23 protein-coding genes are annotated in these 24,458 nt (G+C 60.7%); 11 read left to right on the top strand and 12 right to left on the bottom strand.

Annotated elements, in window-relative coordinates; translation table 11 throughout:
- Position 1 precedes the first annotated feature (1 nt).
- The 5 genes from F7R06_RS07165 to F7R06_RS07185 are packed head-to-tail and all read right to left on the bottom strand — an operon-like array spanning position 2 to position 3,850.
- Positions 2 to 832 carry a DUF2797 domain-containing protein gene (locus F7R06_RS07165; protein ID WP_090320866.1) on the bottom strand — a complete coding sequence of 277 codons (831 nt, stop codon included), beginning with the start codon at positions 830 to 832 and terminating at the stop codon, positions 2 to 4.
- On the bottom strand, positions 829 to 1,089 hold the full coding sequence (locus tag F7R06_RS07170; protein WP_020799300.1) for a YeaC family protein: 261 nt from the start codon (positions 1,087 to 1,089) through the stop codon (positions 829 to 831). Before F7R06_RS07170 ends, F7R06_RS07165 begins: the two co-directional genes overlap by 4 nt.
- 33 nt (positions 1,090 to 1,122) lie before the next feature.
- Complete coding sequence (locus F7R06_RS07175; protein WP_090320862.1) at positions 1,123 to 1,992, bottom strand: rhomboid family intramembrane serine protease; 870 nt, start codon at positions 1,990 to 1,992, stop codon at positions 1,123 to 1,125.
- The gene (locus tag F7R06_RS07180) at positions 1,989 to 2,963 is read right to left on the bottom strand and encodes a metallophosphoesterase (protein ID WP_390959975.1); all 975 of its coding nucleotides are present in this window, start codon (positions 2,961 to 2,963) and stop codon (positions 1,989 to 1,991) included. The genes F7R06_RS07175 and F7R06_RS07180 overlap by 4 nt, the downstream gene beginning before the upstream one ends.
- Positions 2,960 to 3,850, bottom strand: coding sequence for an NAD(+) kinase (locus tag F7R06_RS07185; protein WP_007988608.1), 891 nt, complete (start codon positions 3,848 to 3,850; stop codon positions 2,960 to 2,962). The genes F7R06_RS07180 and F7R06_RS07185 overlap by 4 nt, the downstream gene beginning before the upstream one ends.
- Positions 3,851 to 3,965: 115 nt before the next feature.
- On the opposite strand from F7R06_RS07185, the gene F7R06_RS07190 reads away from it, so the two are divergent.
- Positions 3,966 to 4,916, top strand: a complete 951-nt coding sequence (locus F7R06_RS07190) for a DUF1853 family protein (RefSeq protein WP_090320856.1) — start codon at positions 3,966 to 3,968, stop codon at positions 4,914 to 4,916.
- 33 nt (positions 4,917 to 4,949) lie between these two features.
- Here F7R06_RS07190 and F7R06_RS07195 read toward each other — a convergent pair whose 3' ends face one another.
- Entirely contained in the window at positions 4,950 to 6,233 is a 1,284-nt protein-coding gene (locus F7R06_RS07195) for an arsenic transporter (protein ID WP_090320851.1), read from the bottom strand.
- 162 nt (positions 6,234 to 6,395) lie between these two features.
- On the bottom strand, positions 6,396 to 6,956 hold the full coding sequence (locus F7R06_RS07200) for an NADPH-dependent FMN reductase (protein WP_090320848.1): 561 nt from the start codon (positions 6,954 to 6,956) through the stop codon (positions 6,396 to 6,398).
- Positions 6,957 to 7,131: 175 nt separating this feature from the next.
- On the opposite strand from F7R06_RS07200, the gene F7R06_RS07205 reads away from it, so the two are divergent.
- The gene (locus F7R06_RS07205; RefSeq protein WP_090320845.1) at positions 7,132 to 7,368 is read left to right on the top strand and encodes a hypothetical protein; all 237 of its coding nucleotides are present in this window, start codon (positions 7,132 to 7,134) and stop codon (positions 7,366 to 7,368) included.
- 88 nt (positions 7,369 to 7,456) lie between these two features.
- Entirely contained in the window at positions 7,457 to 8,350 is an 894-nt protein-coding gene (locus F7R06_RS07210; RefSeq protein ID WP_090320842.1) for a LysR substrate-binding domain-containing protein, read from the top strand.
- On the opposite strand, the gene F7R06_RS07215 is transcribed toward F7R06_RS07210, so the two are convergent.
- The 5 genes from F7R06_RS07215 to F7R06_RS07235 all read right to left on the bottom strand — a co-directional run bounded on the left by F7R06_RS07215 (position 8,316) and on the right by F7R06_RS07235 (position 13,555).
- Entirely contained in the window at positions 8,316 to 8,930 is a 615-nt protein-coding gene (locus F7R06_RS07215; protein ID WP_090320839.1) for a GNAT family N-acetyltransferase, read from the bottom strand. The two genes, F7R06_RS07210 and F7R06_RS07215, sit on opposite strands and share 35 nt — an antisense overlap.
- Before the next feature lie 14 nt (positions 8,931 to 8,944).
- Positions 8,945 to 11,200 carry an Orn/Lys/Arg family decarboxylase gene (locus F7R06_RS07220; RefSeq protein WP_090320836.1) on the bottom strand — a complete coding sequence of 752 codons (2,256 nt, stop codon included), beginning with the start codon at positions 11,198 to 11,200 and terminating at the stop codon, positions 8,945 to 8,947.
- A gap of 117 nt (positions 11,201 to 11,317) precedes the next feature.
- Positions 11,318 to 12,076, bottom strand: coding sequence for a DNA polymerase III subunit epsilon (dnaQ, locus tag F7R06_RS07225; protein ID WP_090320833.1), 759 nt, complete (start codon positions 12,074 to 12,076; stop codon positions 11,318 to 11,320).
- 175 nt (positions 12,077 to 12,251) lie between these two features.
- Complete coding sequence (gene rnhA / locus F7R06_RS07230; RefSeq protein WP_090320830.1) at positions 12,252 to 12,704, bottom strand: ribonuclease HI; 453 nt, start codon at positions 12,702 to 12,704, stop codon at positions 12,252 to 12,254.
- 92 nt (positions 12,705 to 12,796) lie between these two features.
- On the bottom strand, positions 12,797 to 13,555 hold the full coding sequence (locus F7R06_RS07235; protein ID WP_090320827.1) for a class I SAM-dependent methyltransferase: 759 nt from the start codon (positions 13,553 to 13,555) through the stop codon (positions 12,797 to 12,799).
- Positions 13,556 to 13,620: 65 nt separating this feature from the next.
- Between F7R06_RS07235 and gloB the strand changes: the two genes are divergently transcribed.
- The 8 genes from gloB (at position 13,621) to fabI (ending at position 24,388) form a co-directional block, all read left to right on the top strand.
- Positions 13,621 to 14,388: a hydroxyacylglutathione hydrolase gene (gloB, locus tag F7R06_RS07240; RefSeq protein WP_090320825.1), complete on the top strand. Its 768-nt coding sequence runs from the start codon at positions 13,621 to 13,623 to the stop codon at positions 14,386 to 14,388.
- A 99-nt stretch (positions 14,389 to 14,487) separates the two neighbouring features.
- Positions 14,488 to 15,936: a transglycosylase SLT domain-containing protein gene (locus F7R06_RS07245; RefSeq protein ID WP_090320822.1), complete on the top strand. Its 1,449-nt coding sequence runs from the start codon at positions 14,488 to 14,490 to the stop codon at positions 15,934 to 15,936.
- Positions 15,937 to 16,208: 272 nt separating this feature from the next.
- On the top strand, positions 16,209 to 18,023 hold the full coding sequence (locus F7R06_RS07250; RefSeq protein ID WP_425415222.1) for an extracellular solute-binding protein: 1,815 nt from the start codon (positions 16,209 to 16,211) through the stop codon (positions 18,021 to 18,023).
- The gene (locus F7R06_RS07255; protein ID WP_090320815.1) at positions 18,020 to 19,861 is read left to right on the top strand and encodes an extracellular solute-binding protein; all 1,842 of its coding nucleotides are present in this window, start codon (positions 18,020 to 18,022) and stop codon (positions 19,859 to 19,861) included. Before F7R06_RS07250 ends, F7R06_RS07255 begins: the two co-directional genes overlap by 4 nt.
- A 4-nt stretch (positions 19,862 to 19,865) precedes the next feature.
- A complete protein-coding gene (locus F7R06_RS07260; protein ID WP_090320812.1) occupies positions 19,866 to 20,939 on the top strand; it encodes a microcin C ABC transporter permease YejB in 1,074 nt (357 codons plus the stop codon).
- Position 20,940: 1 nt separating this feature from the next.
- On the top strand, positions 20,941 to 21,960 hold the full coding sequence (locus tag F7R06_RS07265; RefSeq protein WP_090320809.1) for an ABC transporter permease: 1,020 nt from the start codon (positions 20,941 to 20,943) through the stop codon (positions 21,958 to 21,960).
- A 1-nt stretch (position 21,961) separates the two neighbouring features.
- Positions 21,962 to 23,572: an ABC transporter ATP-binding protein gene (locus tag F7R06_RS07270; RefSeq protein ID WP_090320806.1), complete on the top strand. Its 1,611-nt coding sequence runs from the start codon at positions 21,962 to 21,964 to the stop codon at positions 23,570 to 23,572.
- 21 nt (positions 23,573 to 23,593) lie between these two features.
- Positions 23,594 to 24,388 (top strand): enoyl-ACP reductase FabI, encoded by a 795-nt coding sequence (gene fabI / locus F7R06_RS07275; RefSeq protein WP_007937760.1) that lies wholly within the window; start codon positions 23,594 to 23,596, stop codon positions 24,386 to 24,388.
- Positions 24,389 to 24,458: the final 70 nt, after the last annotated feature.

Raw genomic sequence — 24,458 nt, forward strand, 5'->3', positions numbered from 1 at the left:
CTTACTGATGCACGGCCAGCTGATAAGCCGTGTATTTACGAATGTTGATCACGCCGGTGTCGAAGATCAGGTACTGGCCCTTGACCCCCATCAGCGTGCCTTCGGCAATCGGCTGCTTGTCCAGGTTGAAGCTGACGATCTTGGCCGGGTATTGCTCGACCGGGTAGCGGATTTCGAGTGGTTCGACATCGGCGACGGTCTGAATCGCCTGGAGGCCGAAACGCTGCTGCAACCCTTGCAGGCCTTCGGCGCAGCTGTCGAACAACTGATCGCGAACCTGCGCCAGGTCCACGGGCGCCGCATCCCCCTTGAGCAAGGCGCGCCAATTGGTCTTGTCCGCGACCTGACTGCGGAACAGATCCTCGACAAAGCCCGATTGCTGGCGGGTCGACACACGCATGATCGGCAAGGCCTGGCTGGCGCCCTGGTCGATCCAGCGGGTCGGCAACTGGGTGGCGCGGGTGATCCCGACTTTCACCCCGGACGAGTTCGACAGGTACACGATGTGATCGGTCATGCAGAACTGCTCGCCCCACTCCGGCTCGCGGCAAGTGCCGGCGTCGTAATGGCAGCGCTCCGGGCTCATGATGCACACGTCGCACTGGGCCAGTTTGCTCATGCAGGGGTAGCAGTAGCCCTGGCTGAAACTGGTTTTGGTCTTGCGTCCGCAATGGGTGCAGTGGATCGACCCCAGGTATTCCAGGCGAACCTTGGTGCCGATCAAGGGGTTGACCGGTACCTCGGCGTCGCCCAGGCGAAAGGCGTATTGCACGTTCGGCCCGTCCAGGCGCGCCGACATTTTACTGATTGCACCGCGGCCAATCTCGATCAATGGATGGCATCCGACTTGAACAGGATATTGGGCACTTGAATCGATTTGGAGCTGCATTCCTGCGGCCCCATGTAGCCGGTACGCTCTTCTTCAGGCAGGTTTTTGATTTCCCAGGCGATCATCGCTTGCAAAGACAGCTCGCGCTGCTCGGCGGTGAGCTTGCCACCATCGGACCATTTACCGATTTCCACCGCCAGTTTCAGGCTCTGGTAGATGTCCGGGGTGATGTTTTTGATCATTTCGTTAAAAGAGGACATTGGGTCTCCGCGCTCTCTATTTACATAACTGTTTCAGGCGGCCAGTTTACGGCGGTTGTACAAACCACCCAACAAACCGGTCAAGCATCCGACGAGCAGCCCGCTGACATGGGCCGCGTTGGCGATTTCACCGAAGCCGATCATCGAGACCAGCCCGGACAGACACAGCAGCAGCCACACCAGCATCATCACCAGCACCCCGCGGGGCAAACGATAGGCGGCGTTCGGCGACAATATCTGGAAAATCCAGCAATGCCCGAGCAGTCCGTACAACACGCCGGACAACCCGCCAAACAGTGTGGGGCCGCTGAAAACAAACTGGGCATAGTTGGAGGCAAGACTGAACAGCAGGGTCAGGCCTATCAAATTGACAGTGCCCTGACGCGATTCGATGCGCCGTCCCAGCTCCCAGTACCACATGCCGTTCATGGCCAAGTGCAGGATGCCGAAGTGGATCAGCATCGGCGTCACCAGTCGCCACCATTGCCCAGCCGCGAGGCTGTCGGCCAATGGCACAAAGTGGATGTACTCACCGACGACGTGATAATCGAGGAAAGTCAGCCAGCGCATGGTGTCTAGGTTATCGCCCAGCCAAGTCACGATACCGACGATCAGGCTGAGCAACAGCACCAACGCTGTGCCTTTTGCATGGCGAAGCTGCGAGCGCAAGCTCGGCCGGCGAACCGTCCTCGCCACCGGGATATCCAGTTGCTCATCGGGGTCGCCCGCCGGATAGCGTTCGTACAGCACCCGGACGTCTTCACTGATGTTCGCCGGCACCCACAGCACTTGCTCGCCCGCCTCCTCACTGACCCGATGGGGCACCTGCATGCGTTGCAGCAGTTTGACGAACCCGCTCAAATCCACCGCCAGGGGCAAGCGCAATACGGCGACTGTCGTCATTGCAGCACCTCCGGCCGCTCAACATCGACCCAGACGAATTTATGCGGATCGAGACGACTTTCCTGGTCAAGTCGATAGGCAACGAGTTTGCCGTAGAGCACGGCGCTGTAATCCAGGCACGCCAGATTCGGACGAATCGGGGCGGGTTTGCCGCTACGCCAGTAATGGCCGACGAACAGCAACGGTTCGTCGATGCCGTAGCGCAGCAGGTTGTTTTTCTCGGTTGACGACAGCGGCGTGCGGGCCACCGGTTCGGGCAAGGCGTCAGGCTGGAACACGATGTCTCCGTAGGTTTGCGGATCGTCTTCCCAGAATTTGGTCCGGAAGAACGAGCGTGTCAGGCCATCGCCGCTGGTCATGGTCAGGCCATGGGGCAGGCGCATGTCGGTGCCGCGCAGCAATCGGTCAAACACGGTACAGGCGAAGCTGCCGGGCATGGCAGACGCCTGAAGGAAGTGTTCATCGACGCAACCATTGGGGAACAATGCCCGCAACGGTTCGATCAAGCTCGCATCCCAACAGGCATGCACCACCCGGAAGCGCCCGGCATCGACGAACAACGGCATGTCATAGAACCATTGCAAGAAGTCATGCCAGTCCGCTGGATGATGCTCGAACTGGGTCAGGGTTTCCTGAAGCAACCGGGCATGGCGCGGGGTGTGTTCGCGTACGAACTGCTTGCCGCTGCCAGGCAATGCCGGCGTACTCCAGCCCAACGCGTTGAACTCATGGTTGCCCATGATGCACAGCGCCTGACCGGCCTCGACCATGTCGTGGACGATATGCAGCGCCTCGCGAATCCGTGGGCCACGGTCGATGATGTCACCGACGAACACCGCCATGCGCGAGGCATGACGCCAGACGCCAGCTTGTTTGTGATAACCAAGTCGGTCGAGCAAGTGCTCCAGGGTCAGAGCGCAACCGTGCACGTCACCGATCAGGTCATAGCTACGCGCGGGATCGAGCATCAGTCGCCTCCACCCCCCAACTTGCTGCCCCAGCCGAGCTTGGTCCGGCAGACTTCATAGTAGTTGTGGTCGAGCGGGTGAATCAGCCGCAGTTTCTGGGCTTTTTTGCTGACGGTGATGGTGTCACCCGGCGCACAGGTGAAGTGGTTCTGCCCGTCACACGAGACTTGCGGGTAGATCTGCATATCCTTGGACACGACGATTTTCAGCTCACTGTTGCCATCGACCACGATGGGCCTGCCCGACAAGGTATGGGGGTACATCGGCACAATCACAATAGCGTCGAGCTTGGGGTGCATGATCGGCCCGCCCGCAGACAGCGCGTAGGCGGTCGACCCCGTCGGCGTGGCGACGATCAGGCCGTCGGCTTTCTGGCTGCAGACGAACTGGCCGTCGATGTACAGCTCGAACTCAATCATCCGCGTGGATTTGCCGGGGTGCAGCACCACGTCGTTCAGTGCATCGCCCTGACCGATGGCCTCGGCGTGACGGCGGACTTCGGCCTGCAGCAGGAAGCGGTTTTCCACCAGATAGTGGCCGTCGAGCACTTCGGCGACCTTGACTTCCAGCTCATCGGGGCGGATGTCGGTCAGAAAGCCCAGGCTGCCGCGGTTGATGCCGAGCACCGGAATATTGTGCCTGGCCAGCGCACGGGCTGCGCCCAGCAGGCTGCCATCGCCCCCGACCACGATGACCATGTCGCAGACTTCGCCGAGCATCTTGCGCGAGGAGGTTTGCAGACCATGGCCCGGCAAGACTTCAGCGATGGTGTCTTCGAGGATCACATGCAGGTGACGATCGAGCAGAAACCGTTTCAGTCGGCGGACGGTATCGAGCACCTGAGAACTGCCCAGACGACCGATGATGCCGATATTGCGAAATTGCTCCATGGGGCTCCTAAGGAAGGGCAGCGACGGCGAAAAGCACGATTATGGGCGAAAGCCGCTGATAGACAAAATCCTTTCAGCCTCAAGGCGGCTTCCGGTTTCGGGCTATGCTCGCAAGATGATCCTATTTCCAGATTTGCTGCAGTTACCCCACCAGTTGCGCCACCCCGAAGTGCGCGACCTGGCATGGGTCATCCTGGCGCCGCCGATGCTCAGCGACACCCCGTGGCCGCAGCGCCATCCGCTGGCCGGCAGTGACTGGGTGCAGGCGCCGGAACGCCTGCAACACTGGCTGCTACAACTGGATCGAGACAGTTATGGCTTGCTGCATTGGCTGTCTCAGGCCCGTACCCGGCGACTGGGCCTGTACTACGAGCGCCTCTGGCAATTTGCCGTGCAGCACGCGCCAGGTATCGAGTTGATTGCCGCCAACATGCCGATCCGCCGCGAAGGCCACACCCTCGGCGAACTGGACATGCTGCTGCGTGATCGAGACGGCGTGCATCACCTGGAGCTGGCGATCAAGCTGTATCTGGGGCCGCAAAACGGCAACGGCCACGATACCGCGCAATGGCTCGGCCCCGGTTGCCATGATCGGTTGGATCGAAAATTGGCACACCTGTGCCAGCATCAATTGCCGATTTCCGCGCGACCGGAAAGCCGCGAAGTGCTGGCGGCGCTGGGCATCCGCGAGTTCAGCGCGCATTTATGGCTGGGCGGTTACTTGCTTTATCCCTGGCCGGGGCAAGCGGCGCCACCCCGAGGGGCGCATCCGCAACACTTGCGTGGTCGCTGGCTGCACCAAAAGGATTGGGCCGAGTTCGTGGCCCAGAGTCCGTCTGGCCGCTGGCAACCCCTGCCCCGCCATGCCTGGCTGGCGCCAGCGCACTACCCTGCCGAGCAGACATGGAGCGCCGAGCAACTGGATGCGTGGTTAAGCGATCTGGAGCCGCTGGCGCCGGCGCAACTGCTGGTCCGGCTGACGGAAAACGACCAGGGCGAGTGGGAGGAAGCTGAACGATTGTTTCTGGTGGCGGATCTTTGGCCGAATGTGCCGGGCCAGGGTTGAAATGTGCAGTGATCGGACCAGGGCCATCGCGATTTAAACGGACAACCGTACCGCCAGCGCCGCCAGGGTTGCCAGCAACACCGGCACCGTCAACACAATCCCGACCTTGAAGTAGTACCCCCAGCCAATCTGGATGTTCTTGCGTTCCAGCACATGCAACCACAATAGGGTCGCCAGACTGCCGATCGGGGTGATTTTCGGGCCCAGGTCGCTGCCGATGACGTTGGCGTAGATCATTGCCTCCTTCACCACTTCCGTTGCCTGACTCGCATCAATGGACAACAGGCCGATCAGCACCGTCGGCAGGTTATTCATGATCGACGACAACAACGCGGTCAGCACCCCCGTGCCCAGGGCCGCGCCCCAGACGCCATATCCGGCAAAGGCGTCCAGCCAGACCGCCAGATAACCGGTCAGCCCGGCGTTGCGCAGGCCATAGACCACCAGGTACATGCCCAGCGAGAAAATCACGATATGCCACGGCGCTTCTTTCATGACTTTGCGCGTGGAAATCCTGTGACCGCGGGCCGCGATGGCCAGCAGCAAGGCCGCACACACCGCCGAAATGGCACTGATCGGAATGCCCAGCGGCTCCAGCGCAAAACAACCAAGCAACAGAATCACCAGCACTGCCCAACCGGCATAGAACGTCGCCTTGTCATGGATCGCAGAAGCCGGGCGCTCCAGTTGTTCGGGGTCGTAATCCCGGGGAATGTCGCGCCGGAAGAACCACATCAGCACCGCCAGGGTCGCGGCCACGCTGACCAGGTTGACCGGAATCATCACCGCGGCGTAGCGGTTGAAACCGATCTTGAAGAAGTCCGCCGAAACGATGTTCACCAGGTTCGACACCACCAATGGCAGGCTGGCGGTGTCGGCAATGAAACCGGCGCCCATGACAAATGCCAGGGTGGCCGTCGGCGAAAAGCGCAACGCCAGCAACATGGAAATCACGATGGGCGTCAGTATCAGGGCCGCACCGTCATTGGCGAACAACGCCGAAACCAGCGCGCCGAGCAGCACCATATAGGCAAACAACTTTCGTCCATTGCCCCGCCCCCATCGCGCCACATGCAGCGCCGCCCAGGCAAACAACCCGGCTTCGTCGAGCAACAGGCTGATGATAATCAGCGCGACAAAGGTACCGGTGGCGTTCCAGATGATCTGCCACACCTGCGGGATGTCGCTCAGATGCACCACGCCGAAAATCAGCGCGAGTACGGCGCCCAGCACCGCGCTCCAACCGACGCCGAGGCCTTTGGGCTGCCAGATAACCAGGGTAATCGTCAGAAGAAAAATCAATGAAGCGGCGAGCATGCGAAACAGCCTTGAGCAAGGAGCGGACCGGCGGGGATTCTGAAGTAGAGCCGCCGTCCGTGGCAATGGCGCCCAAAGGATCAATGCTGTGTTGCGTGTGCGACCTGAATTGAGGGGGCCCGCCCTTTGTCACAGGCAAGCTCCCTCAGCATGCAAACAACCTCAGGCCTTCTTGTGCTGCTCCACCCACTGCCCATAGGCATTGATGAAACTCTGCAGGAACGGCTTGACCGATTCGGACAGCTTGCCCGCCTCGTCGAACGCCGAACCGGCACCGCCCAGGTAGGCTTCCGGTTGCTGCATCATAGGCACGTTGAGGAACACCATGGACTGCCGCAGGTGATGGTTGGCGCCAAATCCGCCGATCGCGCCAGGCGATGCACTGATCACCGCGCCGGGCTTGCCGCTCCAGACACTTTTGCCATATGGACGCGAACCCACGTCGATGGCGTTTTTCATCGGGGCAGGCACCGAGCGGTTGTATTCCGCAGTGACGAAGAGCACTGCGTCGGATGAGCTCACCTGTTGTCGGAAAGTGCTGTAGGCTGCCGGCGGTGAAGCGCCATCGATGTCTTCGTTGTACAGCGGCAGATCGCCGATTTCGACAATAGTCAGCTTGAGATTGGCCGGTGCCAGATCGGCCAGGGCCAGCGCGATCTTGCGATTGATCGAATCCTTTCTCAGGCTGCCGACCAGGACTGCGACCTTAAAGACGTTGCTCATGGAAGATTCTCGACTGTCCGATGGGAGGAGCTTGTAGTTATAGATGACGATTCAAACAGTGGGCGAACGGAAACGCCGTCCCTGACTATTTTTTTCCTGTAGGAAAACTTACTTCACCCAGCGACGGTCTACTGAGCCGCAAATTGAGTGATTTATCTCCAGAGGTTCTAAGCAGATGGCAGCAGTACTCGTCGGTCAGTTCCATGCAAGAGACGCGGAAGGCCGCATTTATTCCGTACATGAGTTCCAGGAATCCACCCCGCCGGCAGACGGCCTGGCAAGCGCGGCGCCTGTCACCACGTACAAGCTGGCAATTGGCGATCGCGTGAACAAGCTGGATGAAAACGAATTCCTGCTGGTGCAATCGGGCGTCACCATTACCCGCGAGCCCGTATCGAGCAGCGTTTCATAACTCGATGGCATGAGCAGAAGTCTTAAGCGCAGACATGGGTTAGGATTCAGCCACTGACTCCCTCACCTGCTGAACATGGACTTCACGCATGCGCTTACGCCATATCGAAGTGATCCAGGCGCTCCTGCAGACCGGTCACCTGGGCACTGCCGCCGAATGGCTGCAGCTGCCGGTGGCCGAAGTCGAACGCATTCTGCGCGACGCCGAGGGTCAGTTGGGCTTCATGTTGTTCTCCAGCGTACGCGGGCGTCTGCAAGCCACCCGTGAGGCACGGGAGCTTCAAGTCGAAATGGCCCGCGTCTACGATGCGCTCGAACCGGTGCAGCGCCTGGCCAGCAGCCTCAGGCAATACCAGGCCCCTCCCTTACGCATCATCTGCACGCCGCCCCTGGCCCAGCAATTGCTGCCGCAAAGCATTGCCGCGCTGCGTCGACGCCTGCCCGATGCGCCCTGCACCCTGCTCAGCCAACCCACCCGCGAGATCGTCAAAAGCTTGCTGCTGCGCGAAAGCGATCTGGGATTGAGCTTGCATGACCCGGATCGGCCCGAGATTGAATGCCAGGTGATTGCCCAGGGCAAACTGCAGCTGCTCGCGCCCCATGGCTGGTTGCAACCCCGGCAGAAGTACATTTCCTTGCAGGACCTGGCGGGCCAGGCGATGGTCGGCCTCGAAGGTCACGACCCGCTCAGCCCGGCGCTGGAAAACAAACTGCATGGGCTGCGCCCGGCACCGGTGATCCACACACGGGTGCAGACTCACCAGATGATGCGCAGCATGGTCGAGGCCGGTGAAGGCCTGGCCATCGTCGACCCCTTCACCGCCCTCGGTGCCAAATCGGCCGGGCTCGATGTCTGCCCGCTGGCGCCAGCGGTGCCGGTCAGTCTCTACGCCTTGAGCCTTAAAAACGGCGAGCCTTCCCCCGCCGTTCAGGCCTTGCTGGCGATCATCACGGAACAAGCCGCGGCGATGTTGGCGAACTGATCGGTTTTTCCAGCGGATTATCGAAAAAGCGGTACCAGAACAACGCCACCTCGGCAGTGTTGGGATCGATACCCCGATAACGCAGATGGTCGACGCCGCCTACCACATAGCCGCAGCGTTCATAGAGGCGGCAAGCGCCCAGATTGTTGTTCTGGGTTTCCAGCATGATGCCTGGCAGCTTCTTCTTGCGACTCCAGAACTGCGCCACATCCAGTAGCGCCTTGGCCACGCCATGGCGCCGGGCAGGCGCATGCACCGCCAATTCGTCGATATGGGCAAAGCCGTTCCAGTTGGTGCTGACCACCAGATGCCCCACTGGCTCGTCATCCAGATAGGCCATGAAAATTGCGCTGTCGGCGGCGTCGCGATAACTGCTGAACTCCTCGGGGTCGATGCCATAGCACTTGCGGTAGGGGGTGATCGGCGTGACGTGCCATTGCTCCACTGGCTTGCCTATTTCAGGTGCGCCGTAGGCGGCAACTTCAAAACTGAAATCGCTGCCCCAGATATAGGCGGCAAAACCTTCATCGGCGACGCGCACCGACAGCCCTGGGTAAATCGGATTTATGACCGGTTGCATACTGGGAAAGGTCCTCACTCCTTGATGCAATCGACGGTGTAGTGCCGTCCATTGCCCTCATCTTCGTGTTGCAAGCCGTGCACATCGGCGACAAACCCGGGAAAGCTGCTGTCGAACGTGCGAGCAAACTTCAGGTAGTCGATGATCGAGCGTGTCGACTCGGTAAAACGCTCGCCGGGCATGATCAACGGAATCCCCGGCGGGTATGGCACCAACATCACGGCAGCGATACGCCCTTCCAGAGCATCGATCGACACCGCTTCAACTTCGCCGCGCACCAATTGATCATAGGCGTCTGCCGGCTTCATGGCGATTTCCGGCAGGACGGTGTACATGCGCTTGAGATGCCTGGCCGTGGCATTGCTGCGATAACAGGCGTGCAATTGATCGCACAGATCGCGCAAGCCCATGCCCTGATAACGCGCGACATTCTCCTGCGCCACGCACGGCAGGCAATGGGCCAGACTGACATTGGCGTCGTAACTGCGCTTGAATTCCAGCAATTCGGTGAGCAGCGTGCTCCACTTGCCCTTTGTGATGCCCATGGAGAACAGCACCAGGAACGAATACAAACCGGTCTTCTCCACCACCAGCCCGCGCTCCCACAGGAACTTGCTGACGACGGCCGCCGGAATCCCTCGCTCGCTCAGGGCGCCGCCCGCGGTCAGGCCCGGCATCACCAGGGTGACCTTGATCGGATCGAGCAGCACGTAATCGTCGGTCACGCCGCCAAAGCCGTGCCAGTCGTCCTCCGGTTGCAGCAGCCAGTCTTGTGTGACAACCCGGTCGATGCCTTCCACCGAAGGCGGCTGCCAGATGAAAAACCACCAGTCATCGGCGGCGATGTGCTGGCGCAGGTTGGCCAGCGCCCGGCGAAAACTCAGGGCCTCATCGAACATTTCCTGAAGCAGCGATCGCCCGGCCGGGCCCTCCATCATGGCCGAAGCAACGTCCAGTGAAGCGATGATGCCGTACTGCGGCGACGTGGAGATGTGCATCATGAAGGCTTCGTTGAAACGGTCACGATCGAGTTGACGCGCACCACCGTCCTGCACATGAATCATCGAGGCCTGGCTGAACGCTGCCAGCAACTTGTGAGTGGAATGGGTGGTGAACACCAGCGGGCCGTCCTCACTGCGTGAGGTGCCCATGCCGTAGCGCCCGGCGAAAAACTCGTGAAACGCCGCATAGGCGTACCAGGCCTCGTCGAAATGCAGCACCTCGACGCTGGTGCCCAATTGCTGCTTGATCAGCTCGGCGTTGTAGCACAGGCCGTCATAGGTTGAATTGGTGACCACCGCGAGCTTGACCCTGGGCGCGCGGCCCTTGGTCAATGGACTGGCATCGATCTTCGCCTGGATCGCTTCGCGGCTGAATTCGCTCAGCGGAATCGGGCCGATGATTCCCAGCTCATTGCGCTCCGGGCACAGGTACAGCGGGATCGCGCCCGTCATGATGATCGAATGCAGTACCGACTTGTGACAGTTGCGATCGACCAGCACCAGGTCATCGCGCGCGACCATGGAGTGCCAGACGATCTTGTTCGCAGTCGACGTCCCGTTGATCACAAAGAAGGTGTGATCCGCACCGAAGTTACGGGCCGCGCGGGCCTCTGCTTCGGCCAGCGGCCCGGTGTGATCCAGCAGCGAACCGAGCTCCGGCACCGACACCGACAAATCCGAACGCAGGGTGTTTTCCCCGAAGAACTGGTGAAATGCCTGCCCAACCGGACTTTTGTGGTACGCCACGCCACCGCCATGCCCAGGGGTGTGCCAGGAATAATTGGAGTCCGCGGTGTGCTGCACCAGGGCCTTGAAAAACGGCGGCAGCAAGCCATCGAGGTATTTGCGCGCCGCCCGCGCCACCTGGCGAGCGAGAAAGGGCACGGTGTCTTCGAACAGATAAAGTATCCCGCGCAGCTGATTGAGCTCGGCCATGGCGTCGGCCGGGGCGTTTTCCAGGGTGACTTGCTCGCCCAGGGCGAAGATTGGCAGGTCCGGCGCACGCACCCGCGCCAGCCCGATCAGCTCGGCCATATTCTGTAACAAATGCGTATGAGCGCTGGCATCTTCCGCCGCGATCAACATGCACGACAGTCCGTGATGCGTCGAAGCCACCAAACGCCCCTCGGTGTAATCCACGGCCGAGACAATACTGAAACCTTCCTGCTCCAGCTCCCGGGCAATGCCCCGCACGCGGTCACCGGCAACGGTGTCGGCCTTGATGTCGCGATGGACGATCAAGACCGGGAATTTCAAATCTTTATACATGGGGCTCAGTGTCCTGAGGCGGCAGACCAGAGCCTGCCAATACCCTCAGGTTAGAGGGTTGCAGCAGATGTAGCGAGTGCGACGCCCCAAAACGGGTCATCCACAGAGGGAAAAGACCTAGGCCTGCGCCTCCGCCTCGGCCAACTGCACCCACAGCGCCGGCGCACCGGCCGACTTGGCGATGGCTTCCATGCGTGCCACATGCCGGGCCAGATCGTCTTCGCTGGCGCGAATGATACGGGTCGGCTGACGGTCGGCGGGCAGACGGCGGATTTCCGTGGCGGAGTTGTCCGCACCTTCGCCGGAACCATTGCCATCGGACGCATTGCCGGCCAGCGACAGGCTGGTCTGGCCGCCGGTCATGGTCAGGTAAACGTCGGCAAGAATCTCGGAGTCGAGCAAGGCGCCGTGCAGTTCACGGCCGGAGTTGTCGACGCCGTAGCGTTTGCACAGGGCATCGAGGCTGTTGCGCTGGCCAGGGTGACGTTCCCGGGCCATGAGCAGGGTGTCGAGGATCGAGCAGTGCTGCGTGATGTCCGCACGGTCGTGCTGGCCCATCAGTGCGAATTCGTTGTTGATGAAGCCAACGTCGAACGCCGCGTTATGGATGATCAGCTGCGCGCCCTTGATGAATTCGAAGAATTCTTCGGCCACTTCGGCAAAACGCGGCTTGCCCACCAGAAATTCGTTGGTGATGCCGTGGACGCCGATGGCGCCTTCATCACTTTCGCGATCCGGTTGCAGATAGACGTGGAAATGCCGCCCGGTCAGGCGCCGACCGATCAACTCGACGCAACCGATTTCGATAATCCGGTGGCCGTCGGTCACCGGCATGCCGGTGGTTTCGGTGTCGAGTACAACGGATCTGGTGGCCATCTGATGCTCAGCTCTCAATCGGTCAATCGTGCAAAAGCGGCGATGTTAACACGCTCGCCAAGGTCTTTCAGGTACGCCGTGTTGCCCCCATCGCGAGCAGGCTCCACGCTGGATCTTCATGGTTCGTAAGTTTCCTGTGGGAGCGAGCCTGCTCGCGATGGCGACGACCCGGTCATCAGGCCTGCTTGAACCCGCGCACTTCATCCACGCCGCGGTTGGCCAGTTGGTCGGCCCGCTCGTTGCCGTGATGGCCAATGTGTCCGCGCACCCATTTCCAGGTGACGTTGTGACGATTGACCTGCTCGTCGAGCAGTTTCCACAGGTCGGCATTCTTGACCGGTTCTTTCGAAGCGGTTTTCCAGCCGCGTTTCTTCCAGTTGGCCATCCACTCGTTGATGCCTTTCATCACGTACTGGGAGTCGGTCACCAGCAGCACGTCACAGGGACGCTTGAGTTCTTCCAGGCCACGGATCGCGCCCATCAGCTCCATGCGGTTGTTGGTGGTGTTGGTTTCGCCACCCCAAAGTTCCTTTTCGACCCCCTTGCACACCAGTAATGCGCCCCAGCCGCCAGGGCCAGGATTGCCTTTGCAGGCGCCGTCGGTGAAGAGTTCTACGCTATCGCTCATGCCAATCTATCCAGAAAATGCGGTGGCTCGCCGATCAGTGATCGACAAAGCCCGAGACCGGGTGCAACCCCGGCCAGGAAATACAAGGTGAATTACGGTTCGATACGACGACGGTTGACCTTGGCCATGGGCAAAGGAATCAACTTGCCCATCGGTTCGCGACGCTCCTGACGCAATGGGCGCAGGCCCACCACTATCTTGCGCGCCACCAATAAATAGAAGCCGCCGCCAGACAACTGCCATTGACCGGCCATGCGCTCCCAACCGGCCAGACGGGTCTGCCAGGCCGGTGACGCGAGCGGCGGACGATAGCACCCGAAACGACGTTTCTCCAGCGCGAAGCCCAGCAGGTTCAGCCAGTCGGTCACACGCGAGGGGGAAATGCAGCGAGCCTTGCGCAATGCATCGTGAGCGAACAAATGGCGCAGCCCCCAAGTGCTCCAGGGATTGATCCCGATGATCAACAGGTGGCCGCCAGGGCGTACGCTGCTCGCCGCTTCGCGCAGCAAGCCATGGGGCGACAGGCAGAAATCCAGTCCATGCTGCATGACCACCACATCGGCGGCATGCTCGCTCAACGGCCAGGCCTGCTCTTCGCAGACAATCTCAACCCCCGGCAACGGTGCACCCAGGCGTACATTGCGCTGTACCTGCGGCGCTGACGGCGGCGTCTGCGCCGACGGGCCGTAATGGACCAGATAGCCACCAAAAAAACGACCCAGCTCTTCTTCGAGCATGCGTCGTTCTTCATCCAGCAAAAACTGCCCGATGGGGCCGGACAGCCATTCACGGGCCGCGCTGATCAACGCCAGCCAGTCAGGATCAGCCTGAGCGAACGCTTTATCGGTCATTGCATTCTCCAACGCGCCAGGAAGCTCTAAGATGCGCCATTGCTTACCAATTGGCGAATCCGACGATGATACAGATCACTGCCCTGCCCGCCTTTACCGACAACTACATTTGGCTGTTACAGGACCACGATACCCAGCGCTGTGCAGTGGTCGACCCTGGCGATGCCGCCCCCGTGCAGGCCTGGCTTGCAGCCAATCCGCGATGGGTGTTGAGCGATATTCTGATCACTCACCACCATCATGACCATGTCGGCGGCGTCGAGCAGCTGAAAAAAACCACCGATGCCACCGTCTACGGTCCGGCCAGCGAAAACATTCCGGCGCGGGACATTGCCCTCAAGGATAACGACCGTATCAGCGTGCTGGGCCATGAATTCGATGTCATCGCCGTGCCTGGCCATACCCTCGGGCATATTGCCTATTATCATCGCGGCCTGCTGTTTTGCGGAGACACCCTGTTCGCGGCCGGTTGCGGCCGCCTGTTCGAAGGCACGCCCCTGCAAATGTATACCTCGCTGTCACGCCTCGCGGCCCTTCCCGAGGACACCCGGGTGTACTGCACCCACGAATATACGCTGAGCAACCTGCGCTTCGCCGCGGCGGTCGAGCCCGGCAATCCCGACACCCTCGAGCGCCTGGCCACCGTGACCCGACAACGGGAAGCCGGCGTCATTACGTTGCCGTCCACGGTGGGCCTGGAAAAACGCACAAACCCGTTCTTGCGCACCGCTGAAACATCCGTTAAAGAAAAAGCGGACGAACGGACCGGCACGCATAACCCGGCGCCCGATATGGTTTTTGCGGTTTTGCGAGCCTGGAAAGACACGTTCTGAACAGAGTCGCCGAGGTTCCGCAAATTCTGAATGGTTGACCGCAGGGGGTGCGCTTTCTAGAATCCCCCGACATTTTTGCCCGGAACTTACTTCCAGCCAATGTCGTCACCTATTCGCAAAGCCATCAATTCGGATGCATTGACCCGCCTGGCTCAAGCCATAGCGGTGGCTGTGTCCGCGACATTGGCGGGCTGCTCAAGCCATGTGCCGCAAACCGATGCGGCACACACTCCGAATATTGCCGCTCGTGCCAAGCAAAAACCTGTCTGGCTCAGTGAAAAGCCGAGCCCGCAGGCTGCGCAGGACGTCTGGGAACGCATGCGCCAGGGTTTCCAGCTGCAGGAAGGCCTGGGCGTCAATCCGCGCATTGAGCAACAGCGTCTGTGGTTCGCCAGCAATCCATCCTTCCTCGAAAACGCCGGCTCTCGTGGCAGCCTTTACATTCACTACATCATCGAACGCCTCGAAGAGCGCAACATGCCGCTGGAACTGGCGCTGTTGCCGGTGATTGAAAGCGCCTACAACCCGATGGCCTACTCCCGGGCCGACGCGGTGGGTCTTTGGCAGTTCATCCCGTCCACCGGGCGTTACTACAACCTGCGTCAAACCCGCTCCTATGATGGTCGTCGCGATATCACTGCCTCGACCACTGCGGCAATGGATTACCTGACCCGCCTGCACGACATGTTCAACGGCGACTGGCTGCTGGCCCTGGCCGCGTACAACGCGGGCGAAGGCACCGTCAGCCGGGCCATCGAGCGCAATGAAAGGCTCGGCCTGCCCACCGACTACTGGAACCTGCCGCTGCCTGCCGAGACCCAGGCGTATGTGCCGAAGCTGCTGGCCCTCTCGCAAGTGGTGCTGGCGCCAGAAGCCTATGGCGTGAACCTCAACCCGATCGCCAACGAACCCTACTTCCAGGTCGTCGAAATCAACCAGCGCATGGACCTGTCCAAGGTCGCAGAAGTCGCCAACATCGATGAAGACGAACTGTTCCAGCTCAACCCCGCGTTCAAACAGCGCACCACCCTCGACGGCCCCCAGCATCTGTTGGTGCCGACCTCCAAGGCGCAGTTGCTGACCACCAGCCTGCAGACCATGCGTCCTGAAGAGCTGATCAGCAAGAAACCGCGCAAACCGGTCTTCGAGGGCGCTGATGACATCCGGGTGGCGAGTGTCAAACGCAACTACCGGGTCAAGCGGGGCGACAACCTGGGCTCCATCGCCAAGGCCAACAACGTCGACATCAAGGACCTGCAGCGCTGGAACAAGCTCAGTGGCAAGAACCTCAAGCCTGGCCAGACCCTGGTCATTCAGGACACCGGCAAGCGCGGCTCCGGACGCATCAACACCGTGGTCGCGGCCAACGCCAGGACCAAGAGCGAGACCAGGAAGCCACAAACCCAATACAAGGTTCAGCAAGGCGACTCGCTGTACATCGTGGCCAAGCGATTCAACGTTGAAATGCAACACCTCAAGCGCTGGAACCCGCGCGTTGGCCAGGCGCTGAAACCCGGTCAAATGCTCATCGTCGCCAACCCGCATTAAAAACAAGCCCCTGCATTCAGGGGCTTTTTTTGTCCGCGAATTTTTTCACCCCTTCTGATAGGAGCGAGCCTGCTCGCGAAAAACCAGAGAGCGCCGCCACGCTTCCAGTTTTACGCGTAATCTCCCAAACCACCGCGAGCAAGCCGACTCCTGCAACGGATCAGATCTGCTTTAAACCCCTGTCTTTTTCCTGTCCAGACAAGCTGTTACTGTACGGCCCACAAAGCCCAAGCCGCCTGGATCGGATCTCTGACTTGAAGCGTCCCCTCCTCCTGCTCCTGATCAGCCTGGCCTTGAGCTCCACCGCAAGCGCGACGATCAGCGAAAGCCATGGTTATGCGCAGTTCGGCACGCTCAAGTACCCGGCCAGATTTACCCACTTCGACTGGGTCAACCCGCAAGCGCCCAAGGGCGGTACGTTGCGGGTGATGGCATTTGGCACCTTCGATACGCTCAACCCCTACACCTTCAAGGGCACCAGCCCGGTGACCACGCCGAACTTCCTGCAATACGGCATCAACGAACTCAACGAACCGCTGATGGTCGGCACCGGCCAGTACGCCCCCTCCGGTGACGAGCCGACATCCAGTTATGGCCTGATAGCCCAGTCGGTGGAGTACAACGAGGACCGCAGCTGGGTAGTGTTCAACCTGCGCCCCGAAGCGCGCTTCCACGATGGCACGCCGATCACCGCCTACGACGTGGCGTTCTCCTACCGTCTGCTGCTCAAGGAAGGTCATCCGCAGTACCGCACCAACCTGCAGGAAGTGTCGCGGGTCGATATCCTCAACCCGCAGCGCATACGGTTCGTCTTCAAGCGCGCCGGCAATCCGCTGCTGATCCTGCGCCTGGGCGAGTTGCCGGTCCTGCCGCAACACTACTGGAAAGGTCGCGACTTCAAGGCCACCACCTTCGAGCCCCCGCTGGGCAGCGGACCGTATCGCATCACGTCGGTGACGCCGGGACGGCAGATCGTTTTCGAGCGGGTCAAGGACTATTGGGGCAAGGATCTGGCCGTCAATCGAGGCAAGTACAATTTCGACCGCATGGAAGTCGAGTTCTACCGCGACAGCGATGTGGCATTCGAAGCGTTCAAGGCCGGCGAGTTCGACATCTATATCGAGCACCAGGCGAAGAACTGGGACACCGGCTACAACTTCCCGGCGATCCGCCGCGGTGAAGTGATCAAGGCGCAGATCCCGCACCAGATTCCGACCCAGAGCCAGGGCCTGTTCATGAACAGCCGCCGCCCGACCTTCTCTGACGTGAAGGTTCGTGAAGCGTTGGGCTTGATGTTCGACTTCGAGTGGACCAACCGCACGCTGTTCAGCGGCGCCTACCAGCGCGCCATTAGCTATTACCCCAACAGCGAGTTCTCCGCCACCGGGCTGCCGGTCGGGCATGAATGGCTGATGCTCAAACCCTGGCGCGAGCAGTTGCCCGCCAGGCTGTTCACCGAGCCCTTCAGCCTGCCGCAGACCCAAGGCGCCGGCATCCCCCGGGAAACCTTGCGTAAAGCCCTGGGATTGCTCGCCGAGGCCGGCTGGAAGCTCAACGGCCAGCGCCTGCAAAACGCCGCCGGACAACCGCTGCGCCTGGAGATCCTGCTGGTCAACCCGAACCTGGAACGCATTCTTCAGCCCTATGTCGAGAACCTGACCAGCATTGGCATCGACGCGCGGCTGCGAACGGTCGATCGTGCGCAGTACAAGCAGCGCCTCGACCAGTTCGACTTCGACATGATTCTGATGACGCTCAACCAGACCCTCAGCCCGGGCCTTGAACAGTGGCAGTACTTCCACTCCAGCCAGGCCGGGGTCAAGGGCAGCAAGAATTACGCAGGCATCGCCAATCCAGTGGTCGACCATCTGCTCGAACAACTGCTCGCCGCCAAGAGTCGCGACGAACAAGTCGCCGCCGGCCGGGCTCTGGATCGGGTACTGCTGTGGCAGCACTACAGCATTCCCAACTGGTACCTCAACTATCATCGCCTGGCCTACCGCAACCGGCTGGCCTTCGTCACCACACCGCCCTACACCCTGGGCCTGAGCGCGTGGTGGCTGAAATCTTCGGAGAAAGATCAATGAAACCTGCAAGCGCCCTGCTTCTGCAGGCCAGCGCCCTATTGTTCGTCGGGCTGGCCTGTGCCGCCCCGCAGCATGCCCTGACCCTGTACAACGAGCCGCCAAAGTACCCGGCCGATTTCAAACACTTCGATTACGTCAACCCGGACGCCCCCAAGGGCGGAAAATTCCGCCAGGCCGGGTTCGGCGGCTTCGACAGCCTCAACCCGTTCATCAGCAAGGGGGTGGCCGCCGACGACATCAATCTGATCTACGACACCCTGACCAAACATGGCCTGGACGAACCCTTCACCGAATACGGCCTGGTCGCCGGCAAGATCGAGAAGGCACCGGACAATACCTGGGTGCGTTTCTACCTGCGCCCGGAAGCGCGATTCCATGATGGTCATCCGATACGCGCCGAAGATGTGGTGTTCAGCTTCCAGACCCTGATCAAGGATGGCGCCCCGATGTACCGCGGCTACTACAGCGATGTCGACGAAGTGGTCGCCGAAGATCCGCTCACGGTGTTGTTCAAGTTCAAGCACAACAACAACCGCGAACTGCCGCTGATCCTCGGTCAGTTGCCGGTCCTGCCCAAGCATTGGTGGGCGACCCGCGATTTCAACAAGGGCAACCTCGAAATCCCCCTGGGCAGTGGCCCCTATCGGGTCAGCGAAGTGAAGGCCGGGCGTTCGGTGCGCTATGAGCGGGTCAAGGACTACTGGGGCAAGGACCTGCCGGCCAACCGTGGTTTCTACAATTTCGACGTGATGACCACCGACTACTACCGCGACAACACCGTCGCGCTGGAGGCGCTCAAGGCCGGGCAGTTCGACTACTGGCTGGAAATGACCGCCAAGAACTGGGCCAACGCCTACAACATCCCGGCGGTCACCGAGGGCCGCCTGATCAAGGAGCAGATCCCCAACGGCAACCCCACCGGCATGCAAGGCTTCGTGTTCAACCTGCGTCGCCCGCTGTTCCAGGACGTGCGAGTGCGCCAGGCCCTGACGCTGTTGCTGGACTTCGAGTGGACCAACAAGCAATTGTTCAACGGCGCCTACGCGCGAACCCGCAGCTATTTCGAGAACTCGGAAATGGCCGCCACCGGGCTGCCCGATGCCGATCAACTGGCGATCCTCGATCCGTTCCGCGGCAAGATCCCCGAACAGGTGTTCAGCGAAGCCTTCCAGAACCCGGTTACCGATGGCAGCGGCATGATCCGCACCCAGCAGCGCAAGGCCTATCAACTGCTGCAAGAGGCTGGCTGGCGCATCGTCGATGACAAAATGGTCGATACCACCGGCAAACCCGTGACGATCGAGTTCCTGCTGGCCCAGACCGAGTTCGAGCGGGTGCTGCTGCCGTTCAAGCGCAACCTGAGCGACTTGGGCATCGACCTGGTGATCCGCCGGGTCGACGTCTCGCAGTACATCAACCGCGTGCGCTCGCGGGACTTCGACATGATCGTCGGCAGCTTCCCGCAGTCCAACTCGCCGGGCAACGAACAGCGCGAGTTCTGGATGACCGCTGCCGCCGACAAACCCGGCAGCCGCAACACCATGGGCCTCAAGGACCCGGTGGTGGACCAACTGGTCGAACAACTGATCAACGCCGATTCGCGCAAAAGCCTGGTGGCCCATGCCCGGGCACTGGACCGGGTGTTGCAATGGGGCTATTACGTGATTCCCAACTGGCACATCAAGACCTGGCGCGTGGCCTACTGGAACCACATCGGTCATCCCAAGGTCTCGCCTAAATACGACATCGGCACCGCCACCTGGTGGGTCAAGCCCGATGCCAAACCTGCGATAGAGATCGAAACCAAATTGCAAGCCGACCCTGCGGGAACGGAGTAATCAGATGCTGGCGTATATTTTTCGGCGACTGCTGCTGATCATCCCGACTTTGTTCGGCATTTTGCTGATCAACTTCGTGATCATCCAGGCGGCCCCTGGCGGGCCGGTGGAGCAAATGATCGCCAAGCTCGAAGGCTTCGAAGGTGCCACCAGTCGCATCGCCGGTGGCGGTGCCGAAGTCTCGGTGGCCGGCTCGGCCTATCGCGGCGCCCAAGGGCTGGACCCGGCCCTGATCAAGGAAATCGAGCACATGTACGGCTTTGACAAGTCGGCCCCGGAACGCTTGTGGATCATGGTCAAGAACTATGCGTCCCTGGATTTCGGCGACAGCTTCTTCCGCGACGCCAAGGTCATCGACCTGATCAAGGAAAAGATGCCGGTATCGATCTCCCTGGGGCTGTGGAGCACCCTGATCATGTACCTGGTGTCGATTCCCCTGGGGATCGCCAAGGCGACGCGCCACGGCAGTCACTTCGATGTCTGGACCAGTTCGGCGATCATCGTCGGCTACGCCATCCCGGCGTTCCTGTTCGCCATCCTGCTGATCGTGGTGTTTGCCGGCGGCAGCTACCTCGACTGGTTCCCCTTGCGCGGGCTCACGTCGAACAACTTCGATGAACTGAGCATGGGCGGCAAGGTGCTCGATTACTTCTGGCACCTGGCGCTGCCGGTGACCGCACTGGTGATCGGCAACTTCGCGACCATGACCCTGCTGACCAAAAACAGCTTCCTCGACGAAATCAACAAGCAATACGTGGTCACCGCCAAGGCCAAGGGCCTGACCCACCATCGCGTGCTCTACGGCCATGTGTTCCGCAACGCCATGCTGCTGGTGATCGCCGGGTTCCCGTCGGCGTTCATCGGTATCTTCTTCACCGGTTCGCTGCTGGTCGAAGTGATCTTCTCCCTCGACGGCCTCGGCCTGATGAGTTTTGAAGCGGCGATCAACCGCGATTACCCGGTGGTTTTTGGCACCCTGTTCATCTTCACCCTGCTGGGGCTGGTGGTGAAACTGATCGGCGACCTCACCTACACCTTTGTCGATCCGCGCATCGACTTCGAAAGCCGGGAGCATTGAGATGAACCTGTCCCCGCTCAATCGCCGCCGCTTCGAACTGTTCAAGGCCAACAAGCGTGGCTGGTGGTCGCTATGGCTGTTTCTGATCCTGTTCGGTGCCAGCCTTGGCGCCGAATTGATCGCCAATGACAAACCCCTGGCGGTGCATTACGACAACCACTGGTACTTCCCGGCGCTCAAGCGTTACCCGGAAACCACCTTTGGTGGCGAATTCCCGCTGGAGGCCAACTACAAGAGCCCGTACATCCGCGAACTGCTCAAGGCCAAGGACGCCTGGGTGCTGTGGGCGCCGATTCCCTACAGCTACCAGAGCATCAATTACGACCTGAAGGTCCCGGCACCGGCCCCCCCGTCGACCGATAACCTCCTCGGCACCGACGACCAGGGGCGTGACGTGCTGGCCCGGGTGATCTACGGCTTCCGCATTTCGGTGTTGTTTGCCCTGACGCTGACCCTGTTCAGTTCGCTGATCGGCGTCATCGCCGGTGCCTTGCAGGGGTTCTACGGTGGCTGGGTCGATCTGGCCGGCCAGCGGTTCCTGGAAATCTGGTCCGGGTTGCCGGTGCTCTATCTGCTGATCATCCTGGCCAGTTTCGTCCAGCCGAATTTCTGGTGGCTGCTGGGCATCATGCTGCTGTTTTCCTGGATGAGTCTGGTGGACGTGGTGCGCGCCGAGTTCCTGCGTGGGCGTAATCTGGAATACGTGCGCGCGGCCCGGGCGCTGGGCATGCAGAATGGCGCAATCATGTTCCGCCACATCCTGCCCAACGCCATGGTCTCGACCATGACCTTCATGCCGTTCATCCTGACCGGCGCCATCGGCACCCTGACCGCCCTGGATTTCCTCGGCTTCGGCCTGCCGGCGGGCAGCCCGTCCCTGGGTGAACTGGTGGCCCAGGGCAAATCCAACCTGCAAGCGCCCTGGCTCGGCATGAGTGCGTTTGCGGTGCTGGCCTTGATGTTGAGTTTGCTGGTGTTTATCGGCGAGTCCGCTCGCGATGCCTTCGACCCGAGGAAGTGAAATGAATCAGGACAATCTGATCGAAGTGCGCGATCTCGCCGTCGAATTCGTCGTCGGCGACCAGTGCCAGCGCGTGGTCGAAGGGGTCAGCTTCGACATCAAACGCGGTGAAACCCTGGCCCTGGTGGGCGAAAGCGGCTCCGGCAAATCGGTAACCGCCCACTCGATCCTTCGTCTGCTGCCCTACCCGCTCGCCCGGCATCCATCGGGCACCATCGCCTATTCCGGGCAGGACCTGCTGAGCCTGAAAGAAAAAACCATCCGGCACATCCGCGGCAACCGGATCGCGATGATCTTCCAGGAGCCGATGACCTCACTCAACCCGCTGCACTCGATCGAGAAACAGATCAACGAGGTACTGGGCATCCACAAGGGGCTGATTGGTAAAGTCGCGACCAAGCGTACCCTGGAGCTGCTGGAAATGGTCGGCATCCCCGAGCCACACAAGCGCCTCAAGGCCCTGCCCCATGAGTTGTCCGGTGGTCAACGTCAGCGCGTGATGATCGCCATGGCCCTGGCCAACGAGCCGGAACTGCTGATCGCCGACGAGCCGACCACCGCCCTGGACGTGACCGTTCAGCTGAAAATCCTCGAATTGCTCAAGGAATTACAGGCCCGCCTGGGCATGGCATTGCTGCTGATCAGCCACGATTTGAACCTGGTGAAAAGAATTGCGCATCGCGTATGTGTCATGCAGCGCGGTTGCATCGTCGAACAGGCATCGTGCGAAGAGTTGTTCCGCGCACCGCAGCATCCGTACACTCGCATCCTGCTGGCCGCAGAGCCCAGCGGCACGCCGGCAACCAACGTGGTTGGCCCGCCGTTGCTGACGGTCGAGGACCTGAAAGTCTGGTTCCCGATCAAGAAAGGCCTGCTGAAAAAGACGGTGGATTACGTCAAGGCGGTGGATGGCATCAATTTCAGCCTGCCTCAGGGGCAGACCCTGGGGATTGTGGGTGAAAGCGGTTCCGGCAAATCGACATTGGGTCTGGCGATCCTGCGGTTGATCGGCAGCAAAGGCGCCATCCGTTTTGAAGGCAAACAGCTAGACTGCCTGACGCAACAACAGGTGCGGCCGTTGCGCAGAGAGATGCAGGTGGTGTTTCAGGACCCCTTCGGCAGCCTGAGCCCGCGCATGTGCGTGAGCCAGATCGTCGGCGAGGGCCTGCGGATCCACAAGATGGGCACCGAGGCGGAACAGGAACAAGCGATCATTGCGGCACTCAAGGAGGTAGGTCTGGACCCGGAAACCCGGCACCGCTACCCCCACGAATTTTCCGGTGGGCAGCGGCAGAGAATCGCCATTGCCCGGGCATTAGTGCTAAAACCGGCGTTGATTCTGCTGGACGAGCCGACTTCGGCCCTCGACCGCACCGTGCAACGCCAAGTGGTGGAGCTTTTGCGTTCACTGCAAAGCAAGTACAACCTGACGTATCTGTTTATCAGCCATGACCTGGCTGTCGTCAAAGCGCTGAGCCACCAGCTGATGGTGGTCAAGCATGGCCAAGTGGTCGAACAGGGAGACGCGCAAAGCATTTTTGCCGCCCCCCAACATCCGTATACACAGCAGTTGCTGGAAGCCGCTTTCCTGGCTCCAGCCACTGCGCAATAACCTGAAAGAGAGGAGCAACACATGGGTTTTCTCGCCGGTAAGCGCGTACTGATCGTCGGTGTCGCCAGCAAGCTGTCCATCGCATCCGGCATCGCTGCCGCCATGCATCGCGAGGGCGCTGAGCTTGCCTTCACTTATCAGAACGACAAACTGAAAGGTCGTGTCGAAGAGTTCGCACAAGGCTGGGGTTCGAGCCCTGAGCTGTGCTTCCCGTGCGACGTGGCCAGCGATGCGGAAATCGCCAAGGTTTTCGAAGAGCTGAGCAAGAAGTGGGACGGCCTGGATTGCATCGTGCACTCCGTGGGCTTCGCCCCGGGCGACCAACTGGACGGCGACTTCACCGAAGCCACCACCCGTGAAGGTTTCCGCATCGCTCACGACATCAGCGCCTACAGCTTCGTGGCCCTGGCCAAGGCCGGTCGCGAAATGATGAAAGGCCGCAACGGCAGCCTGCTGACCCTGTCCTACCTGGGCGCCGAGCGCACCATGCCGAACTACAACGTCATGGGCATGGCCAAGGCCTCCCTGGAAGCCGGCGTGCGTTACCTGGCCGGCTCCCTGGGCCCGGACGGCACCCGCGTCAACTGCGTATCGGCTGGCCCGATCCGTACCCTCGCCGCTTCCGGCATCAAGAACTTCCGCAAGATGCTGGCCGCCAACGAAGCGCAAACCCCGCTGCGTCGCAACGTCACCATCGAAGAAGTCGGCAACGCCGGCGCCTTCCTGTGCTCGGACCTGGCCTCCGGCATCAGCGGTGAAATCATGTACGTGGACGGTGGCTTCAACACCACGGCCATGGGCAACATCGAAGAGTGATCTTCGGTTAGCCGATAAAAAGGACCCGCCTCTTCAGGCGGGTTTTTTGTGCCTGTGATGTCAGGACGGC

This window comes from Pseudomonas moorei (assembly GCF_008801475.1).
GTDB classification, from domain to species: Bacteria; Pseudomonadota; Gammaproteobacteria; order Pseudomonadales; family Pseudomonadaceae; genus Aquipseudomonas; species Aquipseudomonas moorei.